Raw genomic sequence first — 26,376 nt, 5'->3', positions numbered from 1 at the left:
CCGCAGGTGCTCGGCGCCGCCTTCGAGGAGCTTGGCCATCTCGGTGGAGCGACGGAGCATGGTCGTCTCGGAGGTGCGGACGGCGCCGTCCGGCCCCGGACCGCATCGGACCGCACCAGGGAGCGGCCTCAGGCGGCCTCGGGTTGCCGGCGGTGAGCGCCGGCCGGGGTCCGCCTGCCCCGTTGCCGCGCCGCTCGCACGATGCCGACGCCGGCGCCCGTGCGGCGCGCCCCGCTTGTGCCGCCTACGCGGAGGGTCGCGTCGTACGAACAGCGCGTCCGCCGAACCCGGCGAAGCCGCCACCGTCCCGTTCCGCGGTCCGAAAACCGGCGCCCTCGCAGACGGCGACCAGTCGAGCCCGCAGGCCCGGGGGCGGCGCCCGGTCGCCGTGGGCCTGCTCCGCACGGAGAATGAGAGGAGGGGCCGGGCACGGGGTCCGTCCGGCCGGACCACCCGGTTTCCCCCACTCCCCGCGGGCGAGGTGGCGACGATGCCGACGTGGCGACTGCGCGACTACCACGACGACGACCTGGACCGGGCGATCCAGATCTGGGACCAGGACCGGCAGGCGGACGACGCCCACCCGGTGTTCCCGGTCTCCGAGGTGATGGCCGCGGCCAGGTCGGGCGAGCCCGCCGTGGTCGCGGTGGTCGGCGAGGAGGTCGTCGGCATGGCGGTGGCCCGGGCGCAGGGCGAGCGGGCCTGGATCACGCTGGTCGCCCTCGCCGCGAACTGGCGCAACCGCGGCATCGGCAGCGCCCTGATCGCCGAACTGGAGCGGCGGCTGCGCGGCCAGGGGGTGCGAAGGATCGGCGCGCTGCTCGACCCGCGGACCACCGGCACCGCGGCCCTGGAGAACTCCGGGTACCGCGCCCGCACCGGACTGGTCTTCTACGAGAAGGTCGAGCGCCTCGGCTCCGGTGACGCCGGGCTGCTGGCGGAACTCGGCGGCCGGGTGGAGCCTCCCGGACTGTGGAGCGCCCTCGCGGGCATGGACCGTGAGAAGGCTGCCATCGAGCGCCGGATCGTGCTGCCGCTGACCGAGCCCGCGCTCGCCGAGCGCTACGAGGTGACGCCGCCGAAAGCGGTGATCCTCTTCGGTCCGCCCGGCACCGGGAAGACCAGCTTCGCCAGGGCCGTCGCCTCCCGTCTGGACTGGCCTTTCGTCGAGTTGTTCCCGTCCCGGCTCGCCGCAGGCGACACCGGCGGCCTGGCCGCGTCGCTCAGGGACGCCTTCGCCGACCTCGCCGAGTTGGAGGCGGTGCTCCTCTTCGTCGACGAGGTCGAGGAGATCGCGGGCGTACGGTCCGGGCTGGCCGCCGACCCTGGGCACGGAGTCACCAACGAACTGCTCAAGCTGATCCCGGGCTTCCGCGACCACGACGACCGCCTGCTGATCTGCGCCACCAATTCCGTACGTTCGCTGGACCCGGCGTTCCTGCGCCCCGGGCGGTTCGACTACGTGATCCCGGTCGGTCCGCCCGACCCGTTGGCCCGCGAGGCGATCTGGCGCCGCTATCTCGGGGCCGCCGCCGAGACGGTGGAGTTGTCCCGCCTGGTGGCCGCGAGTGAGATGTTCACGCCCGCGGACATCGAGTTCGCCGCTCGCAAGGGCTCGCACGCCGCGTTCGAGCGCGAGGTCGCCGACCGCCGCGGGACGCCCGCCGGCACCGAGGACTACCTCACCGCGATCGCCGACACCCGCCCCACCCTCACCGCCCAGGCCCTCTCCGACTTCGAGGAGGACATCTCCCGCCACGCCCGGTTGTGAGGAGAGCCCGGGCCGGGGCGCGACGGGAACTCAGCGCCGGGGGGCGTCGCCGTCGCCGAGGTCGGGGAGTTCGGTGGACAGGAGGTGCTCGGCGCCGCCTTCGAGGAGCTTGGCGGTCTCGGCGGAGCGCGGGAGCATCGTCGTCTCGTAGGCGCGGACGGCGTCGTCGACGGTGGGCTCGTTCGTCAGGGCCAGCGCGAGCTCGGTGGCGTCGAGCATCGCGAGGTTGACGCCGACGCCGAGCGGCGGCATGACGTGGGCGGCGTCGCCGAGCAGGGTCACCGTCGGGTGATGGTCCCAGGTGTGCGGGACGGGGAGGGCGAAGATCGGGCGGTCCACGTAGGGACCGTCGTTGTCGGTGAGCAGCCGGCGCATCCGGGGCGACCAGTGGGCGTACTCGTCGAGGAGCAGGGCGCGGACGGCCTCGGTGTCGGCGACGGTCAGGCCGCTGCGGGCGATCCAGTCCACCGGGGCCCGCCGGATGACGTAGACGCGGATGTGGTCGCCGCTGTTGCGCTGGGCGAACAGGGCGCGGTCGCCGTCGGCCGCGTGGGCACCGCCCTGGCCGACCAGTTCGGCGATGTCGGGGTGGCGGCGCTCGACATCCGCGTACCACGCCTCCAGAAAGCTCACCCCGGTGTAGCCGGGACGGGCGGCGGACACGGCCGGGCGCACCCGGGAGAAGGCGCCGTCGGCGCCGATGACCAGGTCGGTCTCGACGGTCGTGCCGTCGGCGAAGTGGAGCCGCCGCGGCCCCTCGGCGGGCCCGCCGATCCGGTCGAGGGACCGGCCCCAGCGCACGGTTCCCGGCTCCAGGGAGCCGAGCAGCAGGTCGCGGAGCTGTCCGCGGTCGATCTCCGGCTTGAACAGCTCGCCCTCGTCCGGGAGTTGATGGGACACGAGGGTGCCGGTCAGATCCAGTTGGCGCATCTCCTGCCCTTCGGGGCGGGCCAACTCGAAGAACCCGTCCAGCAGGCCGGCCTCGCGCAGGGCGATCTGGCCGTTGTCGGCGTGCAGGTCGAGGGTGCCGCCCTGGTTGTGCGCGTCGGGGCCCGCCGCGCGGTCGTACACGGTGACCGGGATACCGCGCCGCTGGAGGATACGGGCGCAGGTCAGGCCGCCGGGTCCGGCGCCGATGACGCTGATCCTGGCGCCGGCGGGCGGCAGGGGCTTCGCGGGGGTGAGCGGGTTCGCAGGGTTCGTGCGGTCCATGGGGGTCCTTTCGCCGGGCGCCGGATCACAGCCGCGGCGTTGTGCCGCGGGCTCGTGGGCACCCGTGGGGCGCCCACCGGGCGCCACAATATTTGCAACGACTCCAAATATACAACCACTCCAATTTTCTCTCGGGTCGGATACTCTTGCGGGCATGGCGGAGACGATCGAGCGGGCAGGAGCGGGCGGGCGGCGCGAGCGCAAGAAGGCCGCCACCCGCCAGGCGATCGCCGACACGGCACTGCGGCTGTTCCTGGAGCGCGGCTACGAGCAGGTGAGCGTCCGCGAGATCGCCGAGGGCGCCGACGTGTCGGTGTCGACCCTGTTCAACTACTTCCCGCACGGCAAAGAGGCCCTGGTCTTCGACGAGGACGCCCGCAACGAGGAAGCCCTGGTCCGCGCGGTCACCGACCGCCCGCCCGGCCAGACCCTCCCCCAGGCCCTGCGCGCCTACCTCGTCGGCTTCGTCGTGACCGGCCACGCCCAGGACCCCCGCTTCCCCCGCCTCCAGAAACTCATCCAGCAGACCCCGGCCCTGCGCGAGTACTCCCGTGCGATGTGGCTGCGCCACGAACACGCGCTGGCCCGCGCGCTCGCCGACCAGGCCGGCCGCCCGCACGACGACCTCCTCTGCGCCGCCTACGCCCGCTTCACCCTGGAGACCATCCCGTTCGCCGGTTCCCACCCCGACCCCGCCGCCGCCGTCGACCAGGCATGCCGCCTGCTCGACCACGGCTGGACCACCACGGTCACCCCGAACGACGGCTCGCCGCACCAGAGTTGACGCAACCCAGCGCTTCCTACTGGACGCCGACACACCTCGGTCGGGTCGGCCTGGAACGGCGCCATGACGCGCGAAAGGGGATGGTCGACCGGTCGCGCGGCCCGTCCGTCATACCGGAGCCCCGCGGTGAGCCGCCCACGACCGGGCCGTGGTCTCCATGGCCTTGAGCCATGCGGCGTCAGGCCGTCGCTCCGCGAAGCTCTGGTACATACGGAGGTTCGCCGATGCGAAGGCGTCGATCGCGCGCGGATCGGCGTCAACCCATGCCGGGCACCGGTCGGCCCATGCCTCCGCGTCCTCCGGAGAGTGCCCTGCCGCGACGAGTTGAACCACCAGGCAAGCGGGGTCGATGAAGGCCGCGCCCCGCGTGGGCCACGACCAGTCAACGGCCCATGTCCGCCCCTCCCCGATCATGAAGTTGCTCGGATTGATGTCGGTGTAGAGCAAGGCCCCACCCTCGAAGAGGGCCGCATCCGCCGCGTCATCGGCGAAGCGATTCCATCGCGTCTCCGCCCATCCCTCGGCGACCCCGGGCAGGGGGAGTTCGCCGATCCGCCCCAGCAGTCCGACGACCGCGCGGAGGTCAGGCGAGTCCACATCGAACTTCGCCCCCCGGGCCTCGACCGCCTCGAATCCAAGGACGATCCATTCGTCGTTCTCCGCTTGCCACTTCAGAGCAGGCGCGAGAGGGACGACGAAGGGATTGACCAGCGCCTCCCGGATGAGGGAGTCTCGGCGACCGCCGGGGCGGTTGCGCATGGCCTTGACGAAGAAGGGCCCCTTTTCGCACTCGACAATGGCCGTCAGGTCCGAACTGAACCCCCGGGCCGTTCGGCGTACGTCGCCCAGGTCCCCTGTATGCGGGTTGAGCAGTGCCCAGAAACCCGCTCCGGGAAGGCTGTCGTTCACGTCATCCTTCAGGTCCTCGGGGTGCACTCACTTCCCGGAAATCCCGGGGTGCACTCGGTCTCCGTGGGATCGCACGGATCGCCACCGACCGTGACCGCCCGGATCTTCGCGCTGATCTCCGCCATGGCACTCCCACGGAGAATATCGGCGAGGTCGGTCTTCTCGACGTTGCCGACACCGAGGTGCCCCGAGAACACACACGGCGAGACAGTGCCGTCAGGGCCCACGGCCGCCGTACCGTCACCGCATCCTCCGCAGAGGTGCGACAACTCCTCTTCCTGGCCCTCTCCTTCGCCGCCCCGACCGAAGGGACGCACGCGATCAACGCTGATCCTCGTCACGCCCAAGCCGGCCAGGTCGCGCCGCGCGGCGTCGGTCTCGCGGTCGCCCTCAGTCGTGACGATCCCGACCCGTACGGAGATGCCAAGGCCGACGGCCTGGCTGATGTTGGCCCGGGTGCGACGGTGCGACGGGCGACGTGTCACCGTGTCATGCTCCGTTGCTCGGTCGGAGTAGTACGACGTAGCGAGCGTCAGGCCCTGGCGCTGGAACAACTCCCAGCACCGCCGGGAAACATGAACGAGGTTGCTGTACACCTCGACATGCAGGCCGATGTTCAGGGCCTGGTCCACCAACTCGGCGAAGTGGGGGTGCATGGTCGGCTCACCGCCGATGAACTGGACGTTCCGCACCCCCGTAGTCGGCCGCCTGGTCGAGCACACGAAGCCAGCCCTCGCGACTCATCGTCCCATGGCCGCCCTGAGGCCCCGACTCGTTGTAGCAGTGGATGCAGGCGAGTTGGCAGCGCCTGGTCAGGTCGAGCCACAGAAGCCGCGGGGGGCGCGGCCGGCTCGGTAACTCGTCAATGCTGTTCACGGTGCGCTCCCTTGTCGGTTATGCATGTTTCGTGGCCATATCATCGCCCATGCGGAGGCATCCGCACCACGCTGCGTTCGTCACCGAACACGTAATGTGGACAGAAGCTTGATACGAATGCCTTCCCGGCCGGGGTCGTCACCGGCCGGGGTCGTCACCGGGTATCGGGTGCGGCGGCATGTCGACGGCAAGCCGGGGGATCTCGCCATGGGGCAGCATGGTCGCCATGTCTGCGTCCAGTGCGCTTTGGAACACCCGGTGGGCGGCAGCGTCGTAGTCGTCGGCACTGTGAGCAGGGTGGAACTCCACGTGGACCCCGTCGGCCAGGTCACGGGCCGGTGGGTGGACGGCTACTCGGCGGTGCGCCGCTGCGTCCGGTCGCGTTCCCCGAGGCGCAGGATGCGCCAGCTCGGCAGCGGGTGACGGGCCTCCTTCGTGAGGAAGTCCATCATGTCGATGAGCATGCGCCGAACGTCCGCTATGGGGACGTCCAGTTCCTCCCACTGGTTGTAGTGGGCGTGCAGGCGGACCCGATCGTCGGAGACCCGCTCCAGCAGGCAGCTTTCCACCCCGAGCCGGAGTTCGTCGCCGGCTTCGATCCTGAGCCACTGCAAGAGGACCGACGAGACCGCCCAGTCCGGCCCGCACTGGGAGACGAACTCCTCCGCCGCCCAGCGCAGTGCCTGAGGCGTGCCTTCGGGCGCACTGATGACGGTGGTGCCGAAGGCGGAGGCGACACGCTGGAACTCCTCGTCGGCGCCCCTGTCGAAAGCGGGGATCTCCTCCAACCCGAAGACCCAGCGGTCCTTCGGGATGTCCAGGGGCTCGTTCGTCCGGCTCACCCGCACGATGATGCCAGGCCGCAACTTCCGTGCCGCGCTTGCCTCGCGCGCCGCGCCAGGTCCGCGGCGGCCCCGTCGACGGGACGTGCGAACAGGCGCCGGCAGGGGCCGGTAGGCGTTCGGCGGGCAACCGAAAGGGCCGCCCTGACGGACGGCCCCTGAGGTGTCATACATGTCTGGTGGGCGATACTGGGATCGAACCAGTGACCCCTTCGGTGTGAACGAAGTGCTCTCCCGCTGAGCTAATCGCCCCGACGACGTGAACAATACAGGGCGGCCCGGGGCGGGTTCAAACGGGAAGCCGGGCGGCGGAGAGGCGAGCGCGCAGGCCGCGGCGGCAGGACCGCATCATGGCGGCGTGGTTGGCGCGGAAGAGCGGGCGGCAGGGCACGGCGAGCAGCCGCATCAGGCGCTTGCGAACCGTGACGTCCTGCTCGAAGAGGAGCCGGGTGGCACCGCCGGGATCGGGTCGTACGGTCCAGCGCACCCAGCCGTCGAGGTCCCCGGTCATGGCGACTTCGAGCACGCGGGCCCCGGGGTCGTGGCGGATGGAGCGGGCGGTGACGACGAGGTCGTACGGCAGGGCGGAGCGGAAGCGCAGCACGCCGCTGGTGTCGCCGGTCTGCCGGACCTCGCGGACCTGGGGCCACCAGTCGGGGTACTGGTCGGGGCGTTCCAGCACGCGGTAGACGGCGTCGGGCCCCGCGTCGAGCCGCCAGGAGCTACGGAATCGGTAGTGGCTCCAGTCCATGGCACCAGTGTGCGCCCGGAGTTGGGGGAACGCGGCACCCCGGGAGCCGGGCACCGTATGCGAAAGGCGCCGCACCCGAAACGCACCGCACGTCGCGAACAGCACCGCGCCCTGCGAAAGGCGTCGCACGCCGCGAAGGGCGCCCAACGCAAAAGGCCCCGGACCGTCTCACGGACGGCCCGGGACCCTTTTCCGGGTGGGCGATACTGGGATCGAACCAGTGACCCCTTCGGTGTGAACGAAGTGCTCTCCCGCTGAGCTAATCGCCCCGGCGCGTGCACAACATTACCGCACCCGGCGGACCGCTTCGGACCACCCCGGGAGCCGCGCGCCGCGCGAGCGCCACCCCCCGGAACGGCGCATCCGACAGCGCACTCCCACGACCGTCACTCTCCGCAGCGACCGCGCCACTTCGATCGACTGGCCAAACCGTCCTGAAACGGCTCCGTCCGGGTCTTCCCGCTAAGCCGGACGAGGTACCAGAAGCCTCACAAACACCTCAGAGGGGTTTACAACGTCGCCGCAGGTGGCATGTCGATTTCGCCGACGTGCGAATCCCCGAGCGCACACTGAGCGAAAGGCCCTGGCGCTTATGAACACCACGGTCAGCTGCGAGCTGCACCTGCGCCTCGTTGTGTCGAGCGAATCCTCACTGCCTGTACCCGCGGGCTTGCGGTACGACACGGCCGATCCGTATGCCGTGCACGCCACCTTCCACACCGGAGCCGAAGAGACGGTCGAATGGGTGTTCGCCCGCGACCTGCTCGCCGAGGGGCTGCACCGCCCCACCGGCACCGGCGACGTCCGAGTCTGGCCGTCCCGCAGCCACGGTCAGGGCGTCGTGTGCATCGCCCTCAGCTCCCCCGAGGGCGAAGCCCTGCTCGAAGCCCCGGCGCGGGCCCTGGAGTCCTTCCTGAAGCGGACGGACGCCGCGGTCCCACCGGGCACCGAGCACCGCCATTTCGATCTGGATACGGAGCTCTCGCACATCCTCGCGGAGAGCTGATCCCCGTATCCCATACCGTCCGCGGCCGTCCTACTCGGGGGGACGCCCGGACCACCGGCCGCGTCGGACCACCACCAGCGGTCCGACGCCGCAGGCAACGGAGCCGCCGCCGTGGGAGCAGACCCCCACGGCGGCGGCTCCCGCGCTAGAGTCACCGGGACTCAGCCGCCAGACACGCCGGCAGGAGCGAATCCCGTGCTCATCAACCACGACACCAGGTGCGCGCTCGACTGCGTGGTGGACCTGGTCAACTCCGCGCCGCAGATCGAGGGCCGTGAGGGCCTGGGCGATGTCGCCCGCCTGCGGGCCTTCGTCGAGCGGCACAAGGTCAGCGACGTCGCCCGCCTCGACCACGAGGACATCGGGGCCGTCCACGCGGTCCGTGCCCGGTTCACCCAGGTGTTCGCCGCCCCCGACGACCCCAGCGCCGTCGCCGTGCTCAACGAGATGATCGCCGAGGCGGGCACCACCCCCCGGCTCACCGACCACGACGGCTACGACTGGCATATGCACTACTTCTCGCCGGGTGCCTCCCTGGCCACCCACGTCGCCGCGGACTGCGGGATGGCGATCGCCTTCCTGGTGCTGGCCGGCGAGCGGGAGCGGCTGCGCCGCTGCGACGCACCGGCCTGCCGCCGCGCCTTCGTGGACCTGTCCCGCAACCGCTCCCGCCGCTACTGCGACAGCCGCACCTGCGGGAACCGGCTGCACGTCGCCGCGTACCGGGCCCGCAGGCGCGAGGCGGAGGAAACCGGGGACGCGGGCCCGGACGGCGGCCACGGGCCGCGGACGGAGCGCGCCGGGCAATCCGCCGGGCCCATCGCCGAGCACGCGGGGACGGCACGGCCCGTCGGCTCGGACGGCGCGGGGACCTGACCCGCGGCCGGGCGCCCGACCCCCGCCCGCGGCCCGGCCCGACCCCGACTCGCCCCGGCCCCGCTCGGCCCCGGCCCGGCCCCGACTCGACCCGGACCCGACCCGCCCGGCTACAGAACGAGCAGGTCCCACCCGGCGCCCACACCGAGCAACCCCCCGATCACGCACAGGAACAGCATCAGCGGCGGCTGCGACAGGGCGTACAAGCACCCCTGCGGCTCGACGAACTCGCCCCGGCGCAGGGCCGCGCGCCGGGCCGCACGCCCGGTGAGCGCCTTCTCGGGGACGGCGGGAGCGGCGGGCAGGGCCGGCGCTCCGGACAGGCCCGACAGGCCCGACACCCCTGACACCCCGGGCGAGCCGGGCAATCCTGGCCGCACCGGGAAACCGGGGTGGACAGGTCGGCCGGGTGCAACCGGTCCAACCGGTTGCACCGGGAGTACCGGACGCGGCGGCGCGGGAGGCAGCGCCGCGCGCACCGGCGGGGCGGGAAGTACGGGGACGGGCCTGACGGCGAGCAGCGGTCGCGCGCAGCCGACGGCGGTGAGGGTGACGAGGGCGGCGAGGGCGGAAACGGGCAGTTCGGCACGGTCCGGCCGCGGAGGGGCGATGACGTCCCCGGGGGTGGGCAGCACACCGCGATGATCGCGCAGCGCAGCATCCCGCGCCGCCCAACACGCGGACTTTACAAGGGTGTTTACCTGCGTCTCGGATGCCGGGACCGACTTGCGCGGAGGGCCCCGGGTCGGCTCAGATCCCGCGCCGCTTCAAGATCTCCTCGATGTCCGCGAAGTCCGACAGACCGCTGTCCGCCGAGGCGCGCGAGCGCCGCTTGCTCGCGCTGAGCGCCGGGGCCGGCTCGGCCGCGGGCCCGGGGGCGCCGGCCACGGCCGCGGGCCCGGTCGGGGCGCCGGCGGAGTCGGCGCCACCGCCGCGCCGCCGGCGGCGGCCGGAGACCAGCCGTGTGATGCCGAAGAGCGCCGCGGAGCAGGCGATGACGCCGAAGCCGAGCCACACCGTCGGCTTGAAGACCAGGTCGACGGCCCAGTCGCCGGTGGCGGTGCCGACCTTGCGGCCGAGGGTGACCAGACCGGCCAGCGCCAGGCCGACCGGCAGCAGCGAGACCGCGGCGATCCTGGTCGCGGCCAGGAACCTGCGGCGGTAGGCGGTCACGATCGCGATGGCCAGGCCGCCCGCGGACAGGGCGGCGCACAGCGTGTCGGTCAGCATCCGGCGGCTCCTGCGGCTGCGGGTCGGCCCGGGGGTCCGGCCGGGCCCCGCGAGAGTGGTCTCCCCCATCCTGCCTCGCCCGGGCCCCCGGCGGCCACGACGAGGCGCCGGGTTCCGTGGAATCTGGGGGGCAAATCGGGGTGGCCTCCTCCGTGAGCGGTAGGTCGTGAGGGGGAGGCGGCGCCCGGCGCGCGGCCCTCCGGAGCGGTGGGAGACTGGCGGTATGACCGACACCTCCACCCCTGTTGTGCTCGACGTCTGGTGCGAGCTGCAGTGCCCGGACTGCCACACCGCCATGGCCGACCTGCGGGCGCTGCGCGAGCGGTACGGCGCCGCGCTCGACATCCGGTTCCGGCACTTCCCGCTGGCCAAGCACCAGCACGCGCAGGCGGCGGCGCAGGCGTACGAGGAGGCGCACGCGCAGGGGAAGGGCCAGGCGTACGCCGAGGCGGTGCTCGCGCGGACGGCGGAACTGGCCGACCGCGGCGAGCCGGTGCTGGTCGAGACGGCGGCCGAACTCGGCCTGGACGCCGACGAGGTGGACACCGCGCTCATCGACGGCCGGCATCTGCTGGTGGTGGACGCCGACGTCGCCGAGGGCAAGGCGATCGGGGTGACCGGCACACCGACGTACGTGATCGGCGACGAACTGCTCGACGGTTCCAAGACCCAGGAGGGGCTGCGCGAGCGGATCGAGGAGACCGCGGACCGCCTGCTGGCCTGACCTGACCTGACCGGTGGCCCGGCCCTGCCCGGCACCGTGCGCCGCCGCGCCGGCACCTCGGCCCGCCACACCGACTCCCCGGTGGCGGGCCCGTTTTCGTATCCGCCCCTCGTATACGACGCTCGGGTACGCCGGTCGTATACGGCAAGACTCGCGGCGGCCGTTCGCCGCCGCCGGCTTTCGTGCCCTCAGAGCAGGGGCTTGCTGAAGTGGTGGTCGGTCGGGAGGTAGCCGAGGGACGTGTAGAGGCCGACCGCGGTGGTGTTCGCGGCGAAGACGTTCAGCCCGAGCGAGGTGGCGCCGGCGTCGCGGGTGAGGTCCTCCGCCACGTGCATGAGGGCGCGGCCGTAGCCGCGGCCGCGGTGCTCCCGGGCGACCTCGACGGAGGCCACCCACGACGGGTCGGCCAGCCGTATCCAGGCGAGGTGGCCGGCGGGGGCGCCGTCCAGTTCGAGGACGAGGACCGTGCTGCCGGGGGTGGCCAGGCCGTCGGGGAAGGCGCGGTCGAAGCCGGCGGCCTCCTCCGTCGCTGCCTGCTCGCGCGGGACGCCCGAGGCGGTGAGGGCGGCGATGTAGCCGTCGCGTTCGTCCCCGCGCCAGGCGCCGTACTCGTCCTCGCGCATCGGGCGCAGGGCGGTGCCGGGCGGCAGCGCGTGGTGGCCGCCGGGCGGCGGTTCCGGCAGGGCGAGCAGCATGCCGCGGTTGCGCTCGGTGTAGCCGAGGGACGCGGCCATCCGCAGGGCGTAGGGCATGCCGGCGCCGGCCGTGGTCTCCACCCGGGTGCAGCCCCACTGCCGCAGCACCTCCTCGGCGGCGAGCGCGGCCACGGTGCCGCGGCCGCGGTGCCGGTCGGGCTCGTCGATCGTCAGCGCGTTGATCCGGCCGACGGTCGGTCCGTAGCGCCGGTCGGTGCCGATCGCGATGGCGCCGACGGGGCGGCTGTTGACGCACACGGCGTAGGTGGCGGAGCGGGTGCCGTCGTCCTCGGTACGCACCGGCCGGGTCGGGCGCAGGGTGGTGGTCACAGCGGGCGCTCCTACGGGTTGGGGTCGGCGGCGGCGCGCTCGGCGAAGACCCGCATGGCCTTGGCGGTGACCGGCCCGGGAGCGCCGGAGAGCGTACGGTCGTCGACGCGGTGCACCGCCTGGACGTCGCGCAGGGTGGAGGTCAGGAACACCTCGTCGGCCTCCGCGAGGGCGCCGAGCGGCAGTTCGGCCTCCTCGGCGCCGGCCCAGTCCGCGACGAGCGCGCGGGTGATGCCGGCCAGGCAGCCCGACTCCAGCGGCGGGGTGAGCAGCCGGCCGCCGATCACCACGAACACGTTGGAGCCGGTGCCCTCGCACAACTGCCCCTGGGTGTTGGCGAACAGCGCCTCGGAGGCGCCGGCGGCGTGCGCGCGGGCCAGCGCGACCACGTTCTCCCCGTAGGAGGTGGTCTTCAGTCCGGTCAGCGCGCCCTTCTCGTTACGGGTCCAGGGCACGGTGACCGTGGCGGTGGTGTCGGGGCGGGGGCTCGCGGTGCCGAGGGCGACCACGAGGGTGGCGCCCGCGTCGCCGCGGTCGGAGCCGAGCGGGGAGGGGCCGCCGGTGTAGGTGACGCGCAGCCGGCCCAGCGGCATCGGGTTGGCGGCGAGCACCGCCTCGCAGGCGCGGGCCACCTCGTCGAGGTCGGGCTCGGGCAGGCCGAGGCCGCTCGCGGAGCGGGCCAGCCGGTCCAGGTGGCGGGTGGTCGCGAAGGCCCGGCCGTGCTCGGCCTTGAGGGTCTCGAAGACGCCGTCGCCGACCGTCAGGCCGTGGTCGAGCACGGACACCGTGGCGTCGGCCGCGTCGCGCAGCCCGCCGTCCACCCAGATCCTCACCGTACTGTCCTTTCACCGCCGCGCGCGGCGCCCGAACCCGGGGCCGCCTGTTCGTTCCCTGCGTACCCTTCGCGCTCCGCCGGGGCCTCGCGCTCACCGGGGTACTCTTCCGACGCTACCGCCAGCAGCCGTGCGGCCTTCAATGCGGTCTCTTCCCACTCGCCGTGCGGGTCGGAGCCCCAGGTGATCCCGGCGCCGGCGCCGAAGCGCAGCACGGGGCCGCCCGGCGGGCTCCGGTCGATCCAGAACGTGCGGATACCGACGGCGAGTTCGGCCGTGCGCCGGTCGGCGTCGACCCAGCCGATCGCGCCGCAGTACGGGCCGCGCGGGGCGGTCTCCAGCTCGGAGATGACCCGCAGCGCGCTGGACTTGGGGGCGCCGGTGACCGAACCGGGCGGGAACACGGCGGCGAACAGCTGCGGCCAGCCGGCGTCGGGGCGCAGCTCGCCCCGGACGGTGGAGACCAGGTGCACCAGGCCGGGGTGCGGCTCGACCGCGCACAGGGCCGGCACGGTGACCGTGCCGGTGGCGCAGATCCGGCCGAGGTCGTTGCGGACCAGGTCGACGATCATCACGTTCTCCGCGTGGTCCTTGGTGAGGAAGTCCGCGGCGGTGCGGGCGGTGCCCTTGATCGGGCCGGACTCGACGGTGGAGCCGCGGCGGCGCAGGAACAGTTCGGGGGACGCGGTCGCGATCTCGACGCCGTGCGCGGGCAGCCGGATCGTGCCGGCGTACGGGGCGGGGTTGCCGTGTGCGAGGACGGCGCCGAGCGCGTCGATGTCGGCGTCAGCGTCGGGAGGGGCGCCCGGGCCGGAGCGGGTGCCGGGGCCGGTGGGCAAGGGCGCGGTCAGCACCCGGCAGAGGTTGACCTGGTAGACCTCGCCGGTCGCGATCCTGGCCCGGATCTCGCGGACGCCGTCCTCGTATGCCGCCTGGTCCATCGAGGAGGTCCAGGCGCGCGGGTCGGGGCCGCGCCAGCCGACGTCCGCGGCGACGGTGGCCGGGGTGGCGCCGGGCGGTGGCGCGGGCCGCGGCTGCTGACGTACGTCGCCGAACCGGGCGCAGACCGTACGGCCGTCGAAGTCGGCCGCGACCGCCCAGAAACCCGCGGAGTCCAGCGCGGCCACGTCGTCGGTGACATCGCGGAGGTCGGAGGCGACGAGCGAGCCGAACCGGGCTATCGGGGGCAGGGCGGAGGGGTCGCGCACGGGGATTCCTGGGGGTCGGGCGGAGTACCGGAGGCGGACCGGACCGCGCAGGTGAGCGGGGTGCCGGGCGAGGTGCCGAAGGGGTCGTCGGCCGGCCGGAGCGGGCCGCTTCGCCGTCAACAGCTTGTCATTGGCCCGGCACGCTGCGGAAACCGGTTTTTGAGCTGGACCGGGAATCCGCTAGAGTTCAACTCGTCGCCGAGCAGTCTACGGTGGCGGCACCTGCGGACGTGGCTCAGTTGGTAGAGCATCACCTTGCCAAGGTGAGGGTCGCGAGTTCGAATCTCGTCGTCCGCTCGATGTGGGGGATCACCCGAACCCCTGCTGTTGGTGGAGTGGCCGAGAGGCGAGGCAACGGCCTGCAAAGCCGTCTACACGGGTTCAAATCCCGTCTCCACCTCCAAGGACGATTAGCTCAGCGGGAGAGCGCTTCCCTGACACGGAAGAGGTCACTGGTTCAATCCCAGTATCGTCCACTGGCCCCCGACCGGGGCCTTTGCTGCACCTTGCCGGACCCCCGCGCGATTAGCTCAGCGGGAGAGCGCTTCCCTGACACGGAAGAGGTCACTGGTTCAATCCCAGTATCGCGCACGCGCCATCGGTATCACCTGAATCACCGGCACCACCGCAGTATCTTGCGCGGCACCATCCCGGACGATTAGCTCAGCGGGAGAGCGCTTCCCTGACACGGAAGAGGTCACTGGTTCAATCCCAGTATCGTCCACACTCGGCGAGGGCCGGAGACGAAAGTGTCTCCGGCCCTTTCGCATGGGCCGAAGTAGCCGTGGGCCGATACGGCCGTGAGCTGATGCGGTCGTGGGCCGATACGGCCGTGGGCGGGCGCGGTGGTGGGCGGGCGCGTCTGCGAACCGACACGTCCATGGGTTGGCGCGGCCCGGAAACAGCGCTGTGCCCGGGTATCGGCTGATACCCGGGCAACCGCTGCCGTCCGCCCTACCCCCGTCCCCACGGGGTTGAGACCGGTGATCCCCGACCCGGACCGCTCTTCCGGGCCTGAAGCGTGGTGTGACGCCTCAACAGGCCGATCACGGACGACGTCTGCGCGACCCCGCCGCAGGGTGCGGCGGTGATCGAATCCGTGTTGTTCACGTCTGGGCGGCGGACGCTTGACCTCGGGGGACGAGTACGTCGCCCGCCGCTTGACCTCAAATCTATGGGCCGCGGCCGCCCGGGTCGTCATGCCTCCGGACCCCTTTCCGGCCTCCCGGAGGATGACGTCCCATCCGTCGCATACTCCCCAGGGTGGACGTCGGCCATGGCCGCCTCAGGGGTGTCCCGGAGGCCGTCCGTGGCTGATCAGGGCGCGGGTGGCCGGGCGGGCACGGGCGCGGCGGGCCCGGGGACCGGGTCCTCGCGGGGCACGGGGTGCTCGACGAGCGCGAGCACGCGCGTGGCCATGAAACGGGCGGTGCGCACCGCGGTGCCACTGCGGGTGACCTCGCTCACCTCCACGACCCCGCGCCGCACCGCGGTCTCGACCCTGCGGCCTGCGCGGGTCGCGGTCACCTCATAGGTGCGGGTGGTGTCACCCGCGTCGACGACTATCTCCACACGATCACCTTTCACGGCGTCACTCCCCCTTGGTGGACTGCCCGTTGGCGACTTCCCCGGGAGTGCCGCGACCTGCCGCCCGACCGCCTCTCCCGGCCGGCGTCCGCGTCCCGCGTCATCTCCCGTCCCCTCAGAATGCCACCAGGCACTGACAATTCACGGCCCGTCGCCTGCGAGGCATCAACGCGCGGCGGGACTTGAGTACGTAAGCTGTGGGCGGCCGACCGGCCAGCGACGCGGAGTGGGGCCCTCTCCCCCACCACCGGAGGTAGGGGACGGACAGACATGGCGATGATGCGGCTCCGGCGCGAGGACCCGCGGGTCGTCGGCTCGTTCCGGCTGCATCGGCGGCTGGGCGCGGGCGGCATGGGTGTGGTGTACCTGGGCGCGGACAAGCGCGGGCAGCGGGTGGCGCTGAAGGTGATCAGGCCGGAGCTGGCCGAGGACCAGGAGTTCCGGTCCCGGTTCGCCCGTGAGGTGTCGGCGGCGCGGCGGATCAGGGGCGGCTGCACCGCCCGGCTGGTCGCCGCGGACCTGGAGGCCGAACGGCCCTGGTTCGCCACGCAGTACGTCCCCGGGCCGTCGCTGCACGACAAGGTCGCGGAGGGCGGCATCCTGCCGGCCGCCGAGGTCGCCGCGATCGGGTCGGCGCTCGCGGAGGGTCTGGTGGCCGTGCACGAGGCCGGCGTCGTGCACCGCGACCTGAAGCCGTCGAACATCCTGCTGTCGCCCAAGGGCCCGCGGATCATCGACTTCGGGATCGCCTGGGCGACCGGGGCGAGCACCCTCACCCACGTCGGGACGGCGGTCGGCTCGCCCGGGTTCCTCGCGCCCGAGCAGGTGCGGGGCGCGGCGGTCACGCCGGCCACGGACGTGTTCGCGTTCGGGGCGACGCTGGCGTACGCGGCGACCGCGGACTCGCCGTTCGGGCAGGGCAGCTCCGAGGTGATGCTCTACCGGGTGGTGCACGAGGAGCCCGATCTCGTCGGGGTGCCCGACGCGCTCGCGCCGCTGGTGTACGCGTGTCTCGCGAAGGACCCGGAGGAGCGGCCGAGCACCGTGCAGCTCTCCGAGCGGCTGTCGGAGATCGCGACGCGGGAGGCGCGGGGGCTGGCGACGGTCCGGCCGCCGCGTCCGGAGCGGCCCACCGGGCGGCGCGCCGAGGAGTACGCGCAGCAGCGGACGGAGCGGGGCGCGGCGGTCTCCAACGGGGGGCGTACGGCGGGGGGTTCGACCGGCGGCGGGGGAAGCGAGCGGGTCGAGCGAGCTGAGCGGGCGGGGCGGGGGGCGCAGCGGACCCCGGCGAGGACTCCGGCGCGGACCCCCGCCGCGCGGACGCCCGCGGCGCGGGCGCAGGGGACTCCCACGGGGCGGACGACGGGGACGCGGACCCCCGCGAACCGGACCCCCGCGCAGCGCAGGCCCGGTGCTCCCGAATCCCGGCGGCGGCTGCTCCGTCAACGGGTGTTCGTGTTCGTGATCGTCACGCTGATCGCGGCTGTGTGCATCGCGGTGCTTCAGGCGGCATAGCGCTCCCCGGGTTGAGCCGCAGGGTCGCGCCGCGGTGCGCCGTGTTTCGCTCCCGGGTGCCGCCCGGTGGGTGGGTCGGCGCTCCGCTCTCCCGCAGAGGTTCGCCTGGGTGGTACCCCCACGCGCCCCCCACGGGGTGCCCCTTGCGGCCCGCCGTCAGCCCACCGCCGCACGCGGTTGCGCGCGCAGTTCCCCGCGCCCCCAGGGGGTGCCCCTTCCGGTCCACCGTCAGCCGACCGCCGCACGCGGTTGCGCGCGCAGTTCCCCGCGCCCCCAAGGGGGCTGCCCCTTCCGGCCCGCGTTCAACCGACCGCCCCACCTGGTTGCGCGCGCATGACGGGACTGTCCCTGGCGGTCCTTGCGGGTGCGCGGGTGGTGAGGCGGCGGGCCGGGGCAGGGCGGCTTCGTCGATGCCGGGGACATCGCGGCCGTCGCCGTGCGCGCCCTGGCCGACGCGCACGCCCCGAACACCGATCTCGTCCTCACCGGCCCGGGGGCGCTCGGCTATGACGACGACACCGTGATCGTCACCGAGACCACCGGTCGGCGCGTGGTCCACCAGCGGCTGGCCGCCGAGCAGATGCGCGACCGCCACGCGCGGGAGATACCGCTGGAGTTCGCCACGATGCCGGCGCGTTACGGGCAGGTCGGCGCGGGGGTTCCGCGAGTTGCTCGGAGCGAGGCCGGCCGGGTAGCGGCCTCGGGCAGCACCGGGGGAGCATCGGTCAGGTCGTGCCGGGGGTTCGAACAGCCATGGTTCGAACAGCTCTAGGCACGAGCGCGGATGTCCGCTACGTTAACAAGCGCTTGCTTAGAGACGTGGGTGGCCGGGAAGACGGGAAGGGCGGCAGCGCGATGGCGAAGGGCCGGGAGGCGGAGGACCGCGCGGAGGACCGCACGGAGGGCGGCGCCGTGGACGCGGCGGAGCTGCGCGGACGGGTGCGGGAGCTGCTGGCCGCGCACCCACCGGGAGCCGTCTCCCCCGAGGAGTTCCTGCGGGCCCGGTTCGACGCGGGCCTGGCGTGGGTGCACTTCCCGCGGGGCCTGGGCGGCCTCGGCGCTCCGCGCTCGCTCCAGCCCGTGGTGGACGCGGAACTCGCCGCGGCCGACGCGCCCGACAACGACCCGCGCCGCATCGGCATCGGCCTGGGCATGGCCGCGCCGACCATCCTCCGCTACGGCACCGAGGAGCAGAAGCAGCGCTTCCTGCGCCCGTTGTGGACCGGCGAGGAGCCGTGGTGCCAGCTGTTCTCCGAGCCGGGCGCCGGCTCGGACCTGGCGGGGCTGCGCACCCGGGCGGTCCGCGAACCCGGCGGCGACTGGATCGTGGACGGCCAGAAGGTCTGGACGTCCAGCGCCCACACCGCGCGCTGGGCGATCCTCATCGCCCGTACCGACCCGGACGTGCCCAAGCACCAGGGCATCACGTACTTCGTGTGCGACATGACCGACCCGGGCGTGGAGGTCAGGCCGCTGCGCCAGCTCACCGGCGAGGCGGAGTTCAACGAGGTCTTCCTGACCGGGGTGCGCATACCCGACGCGCACCGGCTCGGCGCGATCGGCGACGGCTGGCGGGTCGCTCAGGCCACCTTGATGAACGAGCGGGTCGCGATCGGCGGCCGGGTGCTGCCGCGCGAGGCGGGCATGGTCGCGGCTGCCGCGGCCACCTGGCGGGAGCGGCCGGAGCTGCGCACCCCCGAGCTGCACGACCGGCTGCTGTCCGCGTGGGTCGACGCGGAGGTGGCGCGGCTGTCCGCGGAGCGGGTCCGGCAGCAGCTCGCGGTCGGCTCGCCCGGGCCGGAGGGCGCCGGCCTGAAGCTCGCCTTCGCCCGGCTCAACCAGCGGATCAGCGGCCTGGAGGTCGAACTCCTCGGCGAGGACGGCCTGCGCTACGGCGACTGGACGATGGTCCGCCCACGCAGCGTCGACTTCTACGGCCGCGACGCGGGCTACCGCTATCTGCGGGCGAAGGGCAACTCCATCGAGGGCGGCACCTCGGAGATCCTGCGCAACATCATCGCCGAGCGGGTGCTGGAACTGCCCGCGGAACCCCGTACCGACAAGGACGCCGCCTGGAAGGACCTGCCCCGATGACCGCGCCGACCCAGCCCGCCGACCGTTCCCAGGCCCATCCCGCGACCCAAGTCCGCCCCGCGGCCCCGGACCTGCTCTACTCCGATGTCGAGGACGACCTGCGCGCCGCGGTGCGCGACCTGCTCGCCGACCGCTGCCCGCCCGGCGCGGTGCTCACCCGGGTGGAGGGCGAGCAGCCGTACGACCCCGAGCTGTGGCGGCTGCTCGCGGCCGAACTCGGCCTCGCCGGACTGCTGGTGCCCGAGGAACAGGGCGGCCAGGGCGCGACCGCACGCGAAGTGGCCGTCGTACTGGAGGAGTTGGGCGGCGCGGTGGTCCCGACACCGTTCCTCGGCAGCGCGGTGCTGGCCACCTCGGCACTGCTGCGCTGCGACCTCGCGGACGAGGCGGTCGCCGGCCTGCTGGGGCGACTGGCCGCGGGCACCACGACCGCGGCCCTGGCCGTACCGCTGTCGGCGGCACCCGGTGGCGACTTCCCCGCGACCGTACGGGCCGACGCCGAGGGCCGGCTGACCGGGCGGGTGACCAGCGTCGCGGACACTCCCGGCGCGGGCGTGCTGGTGGTGCCCGCGGTCGGCCCGAACGGCCCGGGGCTGTACGAAGTGGCCGCGGCGGACGCCTCGGTCGCGGTCGAGCCGTTCAGTTCGCTGGACCTCACCCGGCCGCTCGCGGACGTGTCCTTCGCCGGCAGCGCCGCGCGCCCGCTGCCCTCCGCCGACGCGCCCGCCGCACTGGACGTTGCCCTGCTCACCGCTGCGGGCCTGCTCGCCTCGGAACAGCTGGGGGTGGCGCAGTGGTGCCTCGACGAGACGGTCCGCTACCTCGGGCAGCGGCACCAGTTCGGGCGGGTGGTCGGCTCGTTCCAGTCGCTCAAGCACCGGCTGGCCGACCTTTGGCTGGAGGTCGTCTCCGCACGGGCGGCGGCGCGGGCCGCGGCCGACGCGCTCGCGACCGGCTCCCCCGACGCGCCGGTGGCCGTGGCCGTCGCCCAGTCCTACGCGGCCGGCGTCGCGGTGCACGCGGCCGAGGAGGCGGTGCAGTTGCACGGCGGGATCGGGATGACCTGGGAGCACCCCGCGCACCTCTATCTCAAGCGGGCGAAGGCCGACGAGATCGCACTGGGCACCCCGGGCCGCCACCGCGCCACCCTCGCCACCCTGGTCGAACTCCCCCCGCCCAACTGACCCCCCACCCGGGGCCGGCTGCCGTACCACCTGCCACTCCAGCCCGTTGGTCCCACCCCGCCCCAAGGCCACAACACGCCGATGTGTGATAATCACGCCGCGCGCTGGCAAGATGACACGCGGTATTGGTTACGTGTCGGCCCTGCGTGGCCGACAGGGGGAGGGGTCCCATGGTTCAGCCGGACGGAGATGGCGACTTCAGTGGGATTGAGCCGCAGCAACTCTGGAACATGATCAACTCGATCAAGAACAGGACCAGTTGGGACGGCAACGGCAGCGGGGCTCCGCTGGTGGCGAGTTGGCTGAGTCAGGCGGGCAGGATCGGTCTCGACGCCACCCGGCTCAACACGATCAACAAGCACTTCTCGTGGGCCCAGGACCAGTTGCCGATGTTGCGGCGTCGGCACAGTCTCGCGGCAGCCGAGGCCAAGGAGGAGAGCGACTTCGGCGCCTCGGGCATGGTCACGGCGGGCTCGGGCGACCTCGGGAAGTACAAGACCCAGGAAGCCGCGCAGAAGGCCGGCAAGGATGCCGCAAAGAAGTACAAGGACGGTGACATCACCGCCCAGCAGTACCTGCAGCTCATGCAGCAGAACGAGGACGACCCGGACTTCGCGGCCGCTTCCTGCAAGGAACTCGGGCAAGCGCGGCTGGCCGAGCTGGAGCCGTACTCCAGCCAGTTGGACAGCGACAATCCGGACGCCGGACGCTCCGTGTTCGCCAACTTCGTGGCCACCTCCATGCGGGGCGGCATGCAGTACAAGGACTCCGCGGGCCACGAGGACATCGACTTCCTCGCCCCGTTGGTCACCGAGGCGAACTTCCCCGCCGACGTCCTGACCGACCTGGGCACCCAGGCGCTCCTCCCGGGCAACACCGTGTACTCCGACCAGGTGTGGAAGGCGCTGGCCGCCGACCCCAAGGCAGCCACTCAGTTCGTGCACGACAACATCAAAATCCTGCCCACCTTCATGCAGTCGGATTCCGAGCACCGTGGCGGGCTGATCAATCCGAACGCGAAGGACTTCGCCACTGTCATCGAGGCAGGCACCATCCCGGGTCCGGGGGCAGATGCGAACATGGCCGCGGACAACACCACCAAGTTGGTGGAGTACTACGCCAACCATCAGGACGACCACACGCACCCGGAGATCCAGCAGGTCTTCGCCGATGACATCAAGTACTACTGGTCCGACATGCAGGCGTCCCTGACCGATCCCGCACCAGCTCCCCACGGCCCCGGGCACGTCGATGTCTCCGATGCCGACTGGGAAGGCTTCATCCACGAGTCGATGCAGAACCCGAAGTCCACCGCTGAACTGCTGTCGTACAGTCAGGAGATGGCCGATCAGTTGGCCGACAGCGACCCGGACAACCCGTGGGTTGAGAGCGCCTCCGGCACCCTTGAAGGCACCTTCGGTTTCGAGGCGACCACCGTCTATCAGGAGAAGAAGGCTGCCGGCGACGCGGACGCCGAGGAGTGGCAGGACACCGTGAGCGAACAGCTCAGCAAAGCCGCCGAGGCCGGTGTGGATATTGCCTTCGAACCCGGCGAAGCCGGCAAGACCGTCTCCAAGGCTGTGATCAACGACGTCCTCGACACGCTCAACAAGCACATCGTGAAAATCAAACCCAAGGACATGGGCTCACCACCCTCCACTGCCACCTGGCGGGGAGACTGGAAGGAGGGTGCCCACCAGCAGTACATGAAGAACCACAATCTCGGTGATCCGCAACAGTACGCGGACATATACACGGGCGGTAAGCCGTTCCTGGACGATGATGGCCATCTCATCGCCAATGCCACCCCAGCTCAGAAGCAGGCGTACAACGAATGGCTGAAGGACCCCGCAGTGGGCAACTCACTGGACAGGAACTTCCTCAACCGCAACGGCTCCCGTACCGACGCCCTGACCGGAGTCCATTGAACATGATTCGGCGCAAATGTCTGCTCCCTTTGGTCCTCGTGTCCCTCCTCGGCCTCAGCGCCTGCAGCGATGACGGCTCGGGCCCATCGGGCAACCCCCAGTCCATGCGGTCCTCGCTGGCGAAGACGTACTGGAAGGTCAACGCTGCACTACCGTCGACGGTCGACGTGTCGGTCGGTAACGGCAAGTTCATCAAGTGCTCGGCCAGCAAACCGAAGCTAGCCGTCTACAAGGTAGAGAACGAGCTCAACGCCAAGGACGGCTCGATGACCGCGGCCCAACTCCTGGCTCAGTTCCGGACCGCGCTGGCCCCCCAGGGATGGAAGATCGGGCTCGACAAGGTGCAGCCGAGTCCGACCGAGAGCGCCACCATGTCCAAGACCACGGGCTACGTGGCGAACAAGGACGGCATGCAGCTGCAACTGCTGATCCAGGAGCGGATGTCCGACGTCCCGGCGGGCGGCTTCATGGACCTGTACAGCGGTTGCGCCAAGCTCGGGAAGGATCAGAAGAACATCCTGGCCAAGTACGCTCCGGGCGACTCGGTGGACCTCTACCAACCGACGAAGACCACCCCGCATCCCGTCCCGACAGGTTATCCGACCGGAGGACTGTAGGCGGGATCAGTGGCCCCGACACTTCGCACCACCAACGGGAGGAAGCAGCGCCATGGCAGACAAGAAGGTGCCCAGCCCCATGTGGCAGGCACTCAGCGACCTGCACACCGAGGTCCAGAAGGACCTTGCGACCGTCAACGGCTCGCTGAAGGACGCCGACAAGCGGATGGCCGGCGGCAAGGGCGACGTGTGGGTGGGCGCCACCGCACGCGCCTGGGCGAGGGACCTGGCCGGGGCGGCCAACGACGTCACCACGCAGGCCAACGGCTTCGCCGAGTACGTCAGCCGCGAACTGGCCGCCCACCCCAAGGAAGTCACCCAGGCCGAGGCCGACAGCGAACGCCGCGTGCTCGCCGGCCGGATGGGCTGACCCGCGAGCCGCCCTCGCCCGGGCACCGCACACGCGATGTTCCTCCAGCGCGACCACGGACGTGTCGCGGCCATCACAGGAAGCTGAGCAGGTATGAAACTCCGTGGCCGCGCCGCCACTTGGGCCGCACTGCCGGCGGTCGCCCTCACCTTCGCGGTGAGCGCGTGCGGGGGCGGTACGAGCAGCGCCGACGGCATGAAGCGGGCGACGGAGGTCCGGGGCTCGACTGCCGAGGTGTACTGGAAGACCCGCACCGCGCTGCCAACCGCACTCCACCTTCACACGCCCGAGGGGAGTGGCAACTTCGTCGCCTGCTCCGAGGACGAGAAGAACGGCAAGGGCGCAGTGAAGTACGACCTCTCCGATTACCTCGACCCTGCAAACAAGCTGACGATGGCCCAGTTGGTGTCCGGCGTGGAGAACGGGCTGAAGCCGCTGGGGTGGACCTTCGCCACACGGACCATCCCCGCGAAGCGCATGCCGGACGCCAAGAAGGAGAAGCTGTACGGCTGGGCCGCGCAGAAGGGGGAGCTCACCATCGAGCTCACCTTCCATGAGGCGAGCGAGGGGAAGTCGGCCGCCGGCTACTTCGACGTGCTCAGCGCGTGCAAGAAGTACGGCAAGGCTCAGAAGAAGCTGCTCTCCCAGTACGCCGACGGAAACAGCTTCGACACGTACGATCCGATGCCCGGAACCCCGCGCCCCGTGCCGACCGGCTACCCGGCCGGGTAGCCGCAGTAACGAAGCCTCGCCACCGGTCCGGCAGGTCAGGTGCGGGTGGTGTAGAAGGCGACCGCGGAGGCGGCGGCTACGTTGAGGGAGTCGACGCCCGCGGCCATGGGGATGGTGACGCGGGTGTCGGCGGCGCGGAGGGCCGCGGGGGTGAGGCCGTCGCCCTCGGTGCCGAGCAGGAGGGCGAGCCGGGGCGGGCGGCGGGCCGCGAGCGCGTCGAGCGGTATCGCGTCGTCCGCGAGGCAGAGGGCGGCGAGCAGGAAGCCGTGGGCGCGCAGGAGTTCGAGGTCGTGCGGCCAGTCGTCGAGCCGGGTCCACGGCACGGAGAAGACCGCGCCCATGGAGACCTTGACCGCGCGCCGGTAGAACGGGTCGGCGCAGCGCGGGCTGAGCAGGACCGCGTCCACGCCGAGCGCGGCGGCAGAGCGGAACCCGGCACCGAGGTTGGCGTGGTCGACGGTGTCCTCGAAGACGGCGACCCGGCGCGGGCCGGGGCCGAGCCCGGCCAGCAGCGCGTCCACGGAGGGCAGCGGGGTACGGGCCATCGAAGCGAGCGCGCCGCGGTGCACGTGGTAGCCGGTGACCTCTTCGGCGAGCGCGGGTGTCACTTCGTACACCGGGGCGGTCGCCGCGTCGATCACGTCGCGCATCGGGCCGAGCCACTTCGGGGAGAGCAGCATCGAGCGCATCGGGTAGCCGGCGGCCAGGGCGCGCCGGATCACCTTCTCGCCCTCGGCGATGAACAGCCCTTCGGCGGGTTCGCGGCGGCGGCGCAGTTCGACGTCGGTGAGGGAGGTGTAGTCGGCCAGGCGCGGGTCGGCGGGGTCCTCGACGGCGACCGGTTCAGCCACGCGCTCCCCCAGCAGCTCCCCCAGCGGCTTCCCCACCCGGTACGCCACCCGCTGTGCTCCCCGCCCCGCCACGCGCTCCCCCGATCGGGTCCGCGGCGGGCCCCGAAGCCCCCGCCGCCCGCGCCGCATCGGCGACCGCCCCGCCCACGGCCACCACATCGCCGATCACGATCACCGCCGGCGGCCGCACCCCCTCCTCGGCGACCCGGCGGCCGACCGTGCCGAGCGTGGCGTCCACCCGGCGCTGCGCGGCAGTGGTGCCCTCCTGGACGACGGCGACCGGGGTGTCGGCCGACCGGCCCTGCGCGACCAGGGCCGCCGCGATCGGCTCGATCCGCTCCACCGCCATCAGCAGCACCAGGGTGCCGCGCAGTTTCGCCAGCGCCGCCCAGTCCACCAGCGAGCGCGGGTCTTCCGGCGCGACGTGCCCGCTGACCACGGTGAACTCGTGGGCCACTCCCCGGTGGGTGACCGGGATACCGGCGGCGGCCGGCACGCTGATCGCGCTGGAGATGCCGGGCACCACCGTCACCGGGATGCCCTCCCGGGCCAGCGCCTCCGCCTCCTCCATGCCGCGCCCGAACACGTACGGGTCGCCGCCCTTGAGCCGGACCACGGCCTTGCCCGCCTTCGCGTGCTCGACCAGGGCCGCGTTGATCGCCTCCTGCGCCATCGCCCGGCCGTACGGGATCTTCGCCGCGTCGATCACCTCGACGTGCGGGCCGAGTTCGTCGAGCAGGTCGCGCGGGCCGAGCCGGTCGGCCACCACCACGTCGGCCTCCGCGAGGAGCCGGCGGCCGCGCACCGTGATCAGGTCCGGGTCCCCCGGGCCGCCGCCCACCAGGGCGACCCCGGCGGTGCGGGCCCGGTGGTACGGCGCCACCAGCGTGCCGTCCCGCAGCCCCGCGACCACCGCGTCACGTACCGCCGCCGAGCGCCGCGGGTCCTGGCCGGTCAGCACCGCCACGGTCACGCCCTCGGTCCGGCCGGTCGCCGGGGTCCACGCGGTCGCCGCGTCCGCGTCGTCGCTGCGTACGCACCACACCCGGCGCTCTTCCGCCTCCGCGCCCGCCGCGGCATTGGCCGCCTCGTCCGTGCTCGCGATCAGCGCGTACCAGGCGCCCGCGAGGTCGCCCGCACGGTACTTGCGGCGCTCCCACCGCAACTCGCCCGCCGTCACCATCGCCTCGACCGAAGCGGTGGCCGACGGTGACACCAGCACGATGTCGGCTCCCGCGGAGACCAGTGCGGGAAGCCGCCGCTGAGCGACCTGGCCACCGCCGATCACCACGACCCGCCTGCCGGCGAGCCGCAGCCCAACGGGGTACGCGGGGGCGTCGTCGTGCGGCATGAGGGCTCCTTGCTGTGCGGGCTTCTTACTTTACGGTTCAGCGCCGTTACGGTTGCGGTGCACTGCCGACCGCAGGCCGGTGACCTGCCAGGGGGACGTC

Annotated in this window: 25 protein-coding genes, 7 tRNA genes and 1 pseudogene; 18 read left to right on the top strand and 15 right to left on the bottom strand. The window is 72.4% G+C overall.

Features of this window, described 5'->3' with window-relative positions; translation table 11 throughout:
* Positions 1-490 precede the first annotated feature (490 nt).
* Positions 491-1,771, top strand: coding sequence for a bifunctional GNAT family N-acetyltransferase/ATP-binding protein (locus AB0399_RS02800; protein ID WP_366410026.1), 1,281 nt, complete (start codon positions 491-493; stop codon positions 1,769-1,771).
* Between the two features lie 30 nt (positions 1,772-1,801).
* Here AB0399_RS02800 and AB0399_RS02795 read toward each other — a convergent pair whose 3' ends face one another.
* Complete coding sequence (locus AB0399_RS02795; protein WP_366410025.1) at positions 1,802-2,983, bottom strand: NAD(P)/FAD-dependent oxidoreductase; 1,182 nt, start codon at positions 2,981-2,983, stop codon at positions 1,802-1,804.
* Between the two features lie 154 nt (positions 2,984-3,137).
* Between AB0399_RS02795 and AB0399_RS02790 the strand changes: the two genes are divergently transcribed.
* The gene (locus AB0399_RS02790) at positions 3,138-3,767 is read left to right on the top strand and encodes a TetR/AcrR family transcriptional regulator (RefSeq protein WP_329371536.1); all 630 of its coding nucleotides are present in this window, start codon (positions 3,138-3,140) and stop codon (positions 3,765-3,767) included.
* A gap of 108 nt (positions 3,768-3,875) precedes the next feature.
* Here the strand turns inward: AB0399_RS02790 and AB0399_RS02785 are convergent, their stop codons facing one another.
* From AB0399_RS02785 to AB0399_RS02760, 6 genes are all read right to left on the bottom strand, one after another.
* Positions 3,876-4,676, bottom strand: coding sequence for a hypothetical protein (locus tag AB0399_RS02785; RefSeq protein ID WP_366410024.1), 801 nt, complete (start codon positions 4,674-4,676; stop codon positions 3,876-3,878).
* Positions 4,677-4,684: 8 nt separating this feature from the next.
* The gene (locus tag AB0399_RS02780) at positions 4,685-5,368 is read right to left on the bottom strand and encodes a radical SAM/SPASM domain-containing protein (RefSeq protein WP_366410023.1); all 684 of its coding nucleotides are present in this window, start codon (positions 5,366-5,368) and stop codon (positions 4,685-4,687) included.
* Between the two features lie 534 nt (positions 5,369-5,902).
* On the bottom strand, positions 5,903-6,394 hold the full coding sequence (locus AB0399_RS02775; protein ID WP_366410022.1) for a hypothetical protein: 492 nt from the start codon (positions 6,392-6,394) through the stop codon (positions 5,903-5,905).
* A gap of 177 nt (positions 6,395-6,571) precedes the next feature.
* Positions 6,572-6,646 (bottom strand) — tRNA-Val (locus tag AB0399_RS02770).
* Positions 6,647-6,683: 37 nt separating this feature from the next.
* Complete coding sequence (locus AB0399_RS02765) at positions 6,684-7,145, bottom strand: SRPBCC family protein (protein WP_366410021.1); 462 nt, start codon at positions 7,143-7,145, stop codon at positions 6,684-6,686.
* Positions 7,146-7,342: 197 nt separating this feature from the next.
* Positions 7,343-7,414, bottom strand: a tRNA-Val gene (locus AB0399_RS02760).
* A gap of 323 nt (positions 7,415-7,737) precedes the next feature.
* Here AB0399_RS02760 and AB0399_RS02755 point away from each other — a divergent pair.
* Both AB0399_RS02755 and AB0399_RS02750 read left to right on the top strand, forming a co-directional pair.
* Positions 7,738-8,151: an SsgA family sporulation/cell division regulator gene (locus tag AB0399_RS02755; protein WP_003959770.1), complete on the top strand. Its 414-nt coding sequence runs from the start codon at positions 7,738-7,740 to the stop codon at positions 8,149-8,151.
* Between the two features lie 195 nt (positions 8,152-8,346).
* Complete coding sequence (locus tag AB0399_RS02750) at positions 8,347-9,027, top strand: CGNR zinc finger domain-containing protein (RefSeq protein ID WP_366410020.1); 681 nt, start codon at positions 8,347-8,349, stop codon at positions 9,025-9,027.
* A 110-nt stretch (positions 9,028-9,137) separates the two neighbouring features.
* Here AB0399_RS02750 and AB0399_RS02745 read toward each other — a convergent pair whose 3' ends face one another.
* Entirely contained in the window at positions 9,138-9,368 is a 231-nt protein-coding gene (locus AB0399_RS02745) for a hypothetical protein (protein WP_366410019.1), read from the bottom strand.
* A 409-nt stretch (positions 9,369-9,777) separates the two neighbouring features.
* Positions 9,778-10,257, bottom strand: coding sequence for a hypothetical protein (locus AB0399_RS02740; RefSeq protein WP_366410018.1), 480 nt, complete (start codon positions 10,255-10,257; stop codon positions 9,778-9,780).
* A gap of 223 nt (positions 10,258-10,480) precedes the next feature.
* On the opposite strand from AB0399_RS02740, the gene AB0399_RS02735 reads away from it, so the two are divergent.
* A complete protein-coding gene (locus tag AB0399_RS02735; protein WP_329371520.1) occupies positions 10,481-10,981 on the top strand; it encodes a DsbA family protein in 501 nt (166 codons plus the stop codon).
* Positions 10,982-11,169: 188 nt separating this feature from the next.
* On the opposite strand, the gene AB0399_RS02730 is transcribed toward AB0399_RS02735, so the two are convergent.
* The 3 genes from AB0399_RS02730 to AB0399_RS02720 are packed head-to-tail and all read right to left on the bottom strand — an operon-like array spanning position 11,170 to position 14,047.
* A complete protein-coding gene (locus AB0399_RS02730; protein WP_366410017.1) occupies positions 11,170-12,006 on the bottom strand; it encodes a GNAT family N-acetyltransferase in 837 nt (278 codons plus the stop codon).
* Positions 12,007-12,017: 11 nt separating this feature from the next.
* On the bottom strand, positions 12,018-12,839 hold the full coding sequence (locus AB0399_RS02725; protein ID WP_329371514.1) for an aminodeoxychorismate lyase: 822 nt from the start codon (positions 12,837-12,839) through the stop codon (positions 12,018-12,020).
* Complete coding sequence (locus tag AB0399_RS02720) at positions 12,836-14,047, bottom strand: chorismate-binding protein (RefSeq protein ID WP_366410016.1); 1,212 nt, start codon at positions 14,045-14,047, stop codon at positions 12,836-12,838. The genes AB0399_RS02725 and AB0399_RS02720 overlap by 4 nt, the downstream gene beginning before the upstream one ends.
* Before the next feature lie 224 nt (positions 14,048-14,271).
* Between AB0399_RS02720 and AB0399_RS02715 the strand changes: the two genes are divergently transcribed.
* The 5 genes from AB0399_RS02715 (at position 14,272) to AB0399_RS02695 (ending at position 14,771) form a co-directional block, all read left to right on the top strand.
* Positions 14,272-14,344 (top strand) — tRNA-Gly (locus AB0399_RS02715).
* 32 nt (positions 14,345-14,376) lie between these two features.
* A tRNA-Cys gene (locus AB0399_RS02710) sits at positions 14,377-14,450 on the top strand.
* Position 14,451: 1 nt separating this feature from the next.
* A tRNA-Val gene (locus tag AB0399_RS02705) sits at positions 14,452-14,523 on the top strand.
* Between the two features lie 43 nt (positions 14,524-14,566).
* Positions 14,567-14,638 (top strand) — tRNA-Val (locus AB0399_RS02700).
* Positions 14,639-14,699: 61 nt separating this feature from the next.
* Positions 14,700-14,771 (top strand) — tRNA-Val (locus tag AB0399_RS02695).
* Between the two features lie 593 nt (positions 14,772-15,364).
* Here AB0399_RS02695 and AB0399_RS02690 read toward each other — a convergent pair.
* Entirely contained in the window at positions 15,365-15,634 is a 270-nt protein-coding gene (locus AB0399_RS02690; RefSeq protein WP_329371510.1) for a hypothetical protein, read from the bottom strand.
* Positions 15,635-15,904: 270 nt separating this feature from the next.
* On the opposite strand from AB0399_RS02690, the gene AB0399_RS02685 reads away from it, so the two are divergent.
* The 8 genes and pseudogenes from AB0399_RS02685 (at position 15,905) to AB0399_RS02650 (ending at position 24,074) form a co-directional block, all read left to right on the top strand.
* Complete coding sequence (locus AB0399_RS02685) at positions 15,905-17,149, top strand: serine/threonine-protein kinase (RefSeq protein ID WP_329371508.1); 1,245 nt, start codon at positions 15,905-15,907, stop codon at positions 17,147-17,149.
* 391 nt (positions 17,150-17,540) lie between these two features.
* A pseudogene (locus AB0399_RS02680) lies at positions 17,541-17,783 on the top strand (ergot alkaloid biosynthesis protein); the annotation flags it as partial.
* Positions 17,784-18,004: 221 nt separating this feature from the next.
* Positions 18,005-19,243, top strand: a complete 1,239-nt coding sequence (locus AB0399_RS02675) for an acyl-CoA dehydrogenase family protein (RefSeq protein WP_366410083.1) — start codon at positions 18,005-18,007, stop codon at positions 19,241-19,243.
* Positions 19,240-20,427 carry an acyl-CoA dehydrogenase family protein gene (locus tag AB0399_RS02670; protein ID WP_366410015.1) on the top strand — a complete coding sequence of 396 codons (1,188 nt, stop codon included), beginning with the start codon at positions 19,240-19,242 and terminating at the stop codon, positions 20,425-20,427. The genes AB0399_RS02675 and AB0399_RS02670 overlap by 4 nt, the downstream gene beginning before the upstream one ends.
* 170 nt (positions 20,428-20,597) lie before the next feature.
* Positions 20,598-22,355 (top strand): hypothetical protein, encoded by a 1,758-nt coding sequence (locus tag AB0399_RS02665; RefSeq protein WP_366410014.1) that lies wholly within the window; start codon positions 20,598-20,600, stop codon positions 22,353-22,355.
* A gap of 104 nt (positions 22,356-22,459) precedes the next feature.
* Entirely contained in the window at positions 22,460-22,972 is a 513-nt protein-coding gene (locus AB0399_RS02660; protein WP_366410013.1) for a hypothetical protein, read from the top strand.
* A gap of 52 nt (positions 22,973-23,024) precedes the next feature.
* Positions 23,025-23,342 (top strand): hypothetical protein, encoded by a 318-nt coding sequence (locus tag AB0399_RS02655; protein WP_366410012.1) that lies wholly within the window; start codon positions 23,025-23,027, stop codon positions 23,340-23,342.
* Between the two features lie 93 nt (positions 23,343-23,435).
* A complete protein-coding gene (locus AB0399_RS02650) occupies positions 23,436-24,074 on the top strand; it encodes a hypothetical protein (protein WP_366410011.1) in 639 nt (212 codons plus the stop codon).
* A 35-nt stretch (positions 24,075-24,109) separates the two neighbouring features.
* On the opposite strand, the gene AB0399_RS02645 is transcribed toward AB0399_RS02650, so the two are convergent.
* Positions 24,110-24,925 (bottom strand): RNA methyltransferase, encoded by an 816-nt coding sequence (locus AB0399_RS02645; RefSeq protein ID WP_329371496.1) that lies wholly within the window; start codon positions 24,923-24,925, stop codon positions 24,110-24,112.
* A complete protein-coding gene (cobA, locus tag AB0399_RS02640; RefSeq protein WP_366410010.1) occupies positions 24,918-26,276 on the bottom strand; it encodes a uroporphyrinogen-III C-methyltransferase in 1,359 nt (452 codons plus the stop codon). The genes AB0399_RS02645 and cobA overlap by 8 nt, the downstream gene beginning before the upstream one ends.
* Positions 26,277-26,376: the final 100 nt, after the last annotated feature.

The organism is Streptomyces sp. NPDC088194, assembly GCF_040702025.1.
GTDB lineage: Bacteria > Actinomycetota > Actinomycetes > Streptomycetales > Streptomycetaceae > Actinacidiphila.
Note: the sequence above shows the minus strand (reverse complement) of the source record. Positions and strands in the feature narration are given on the sequence as shown.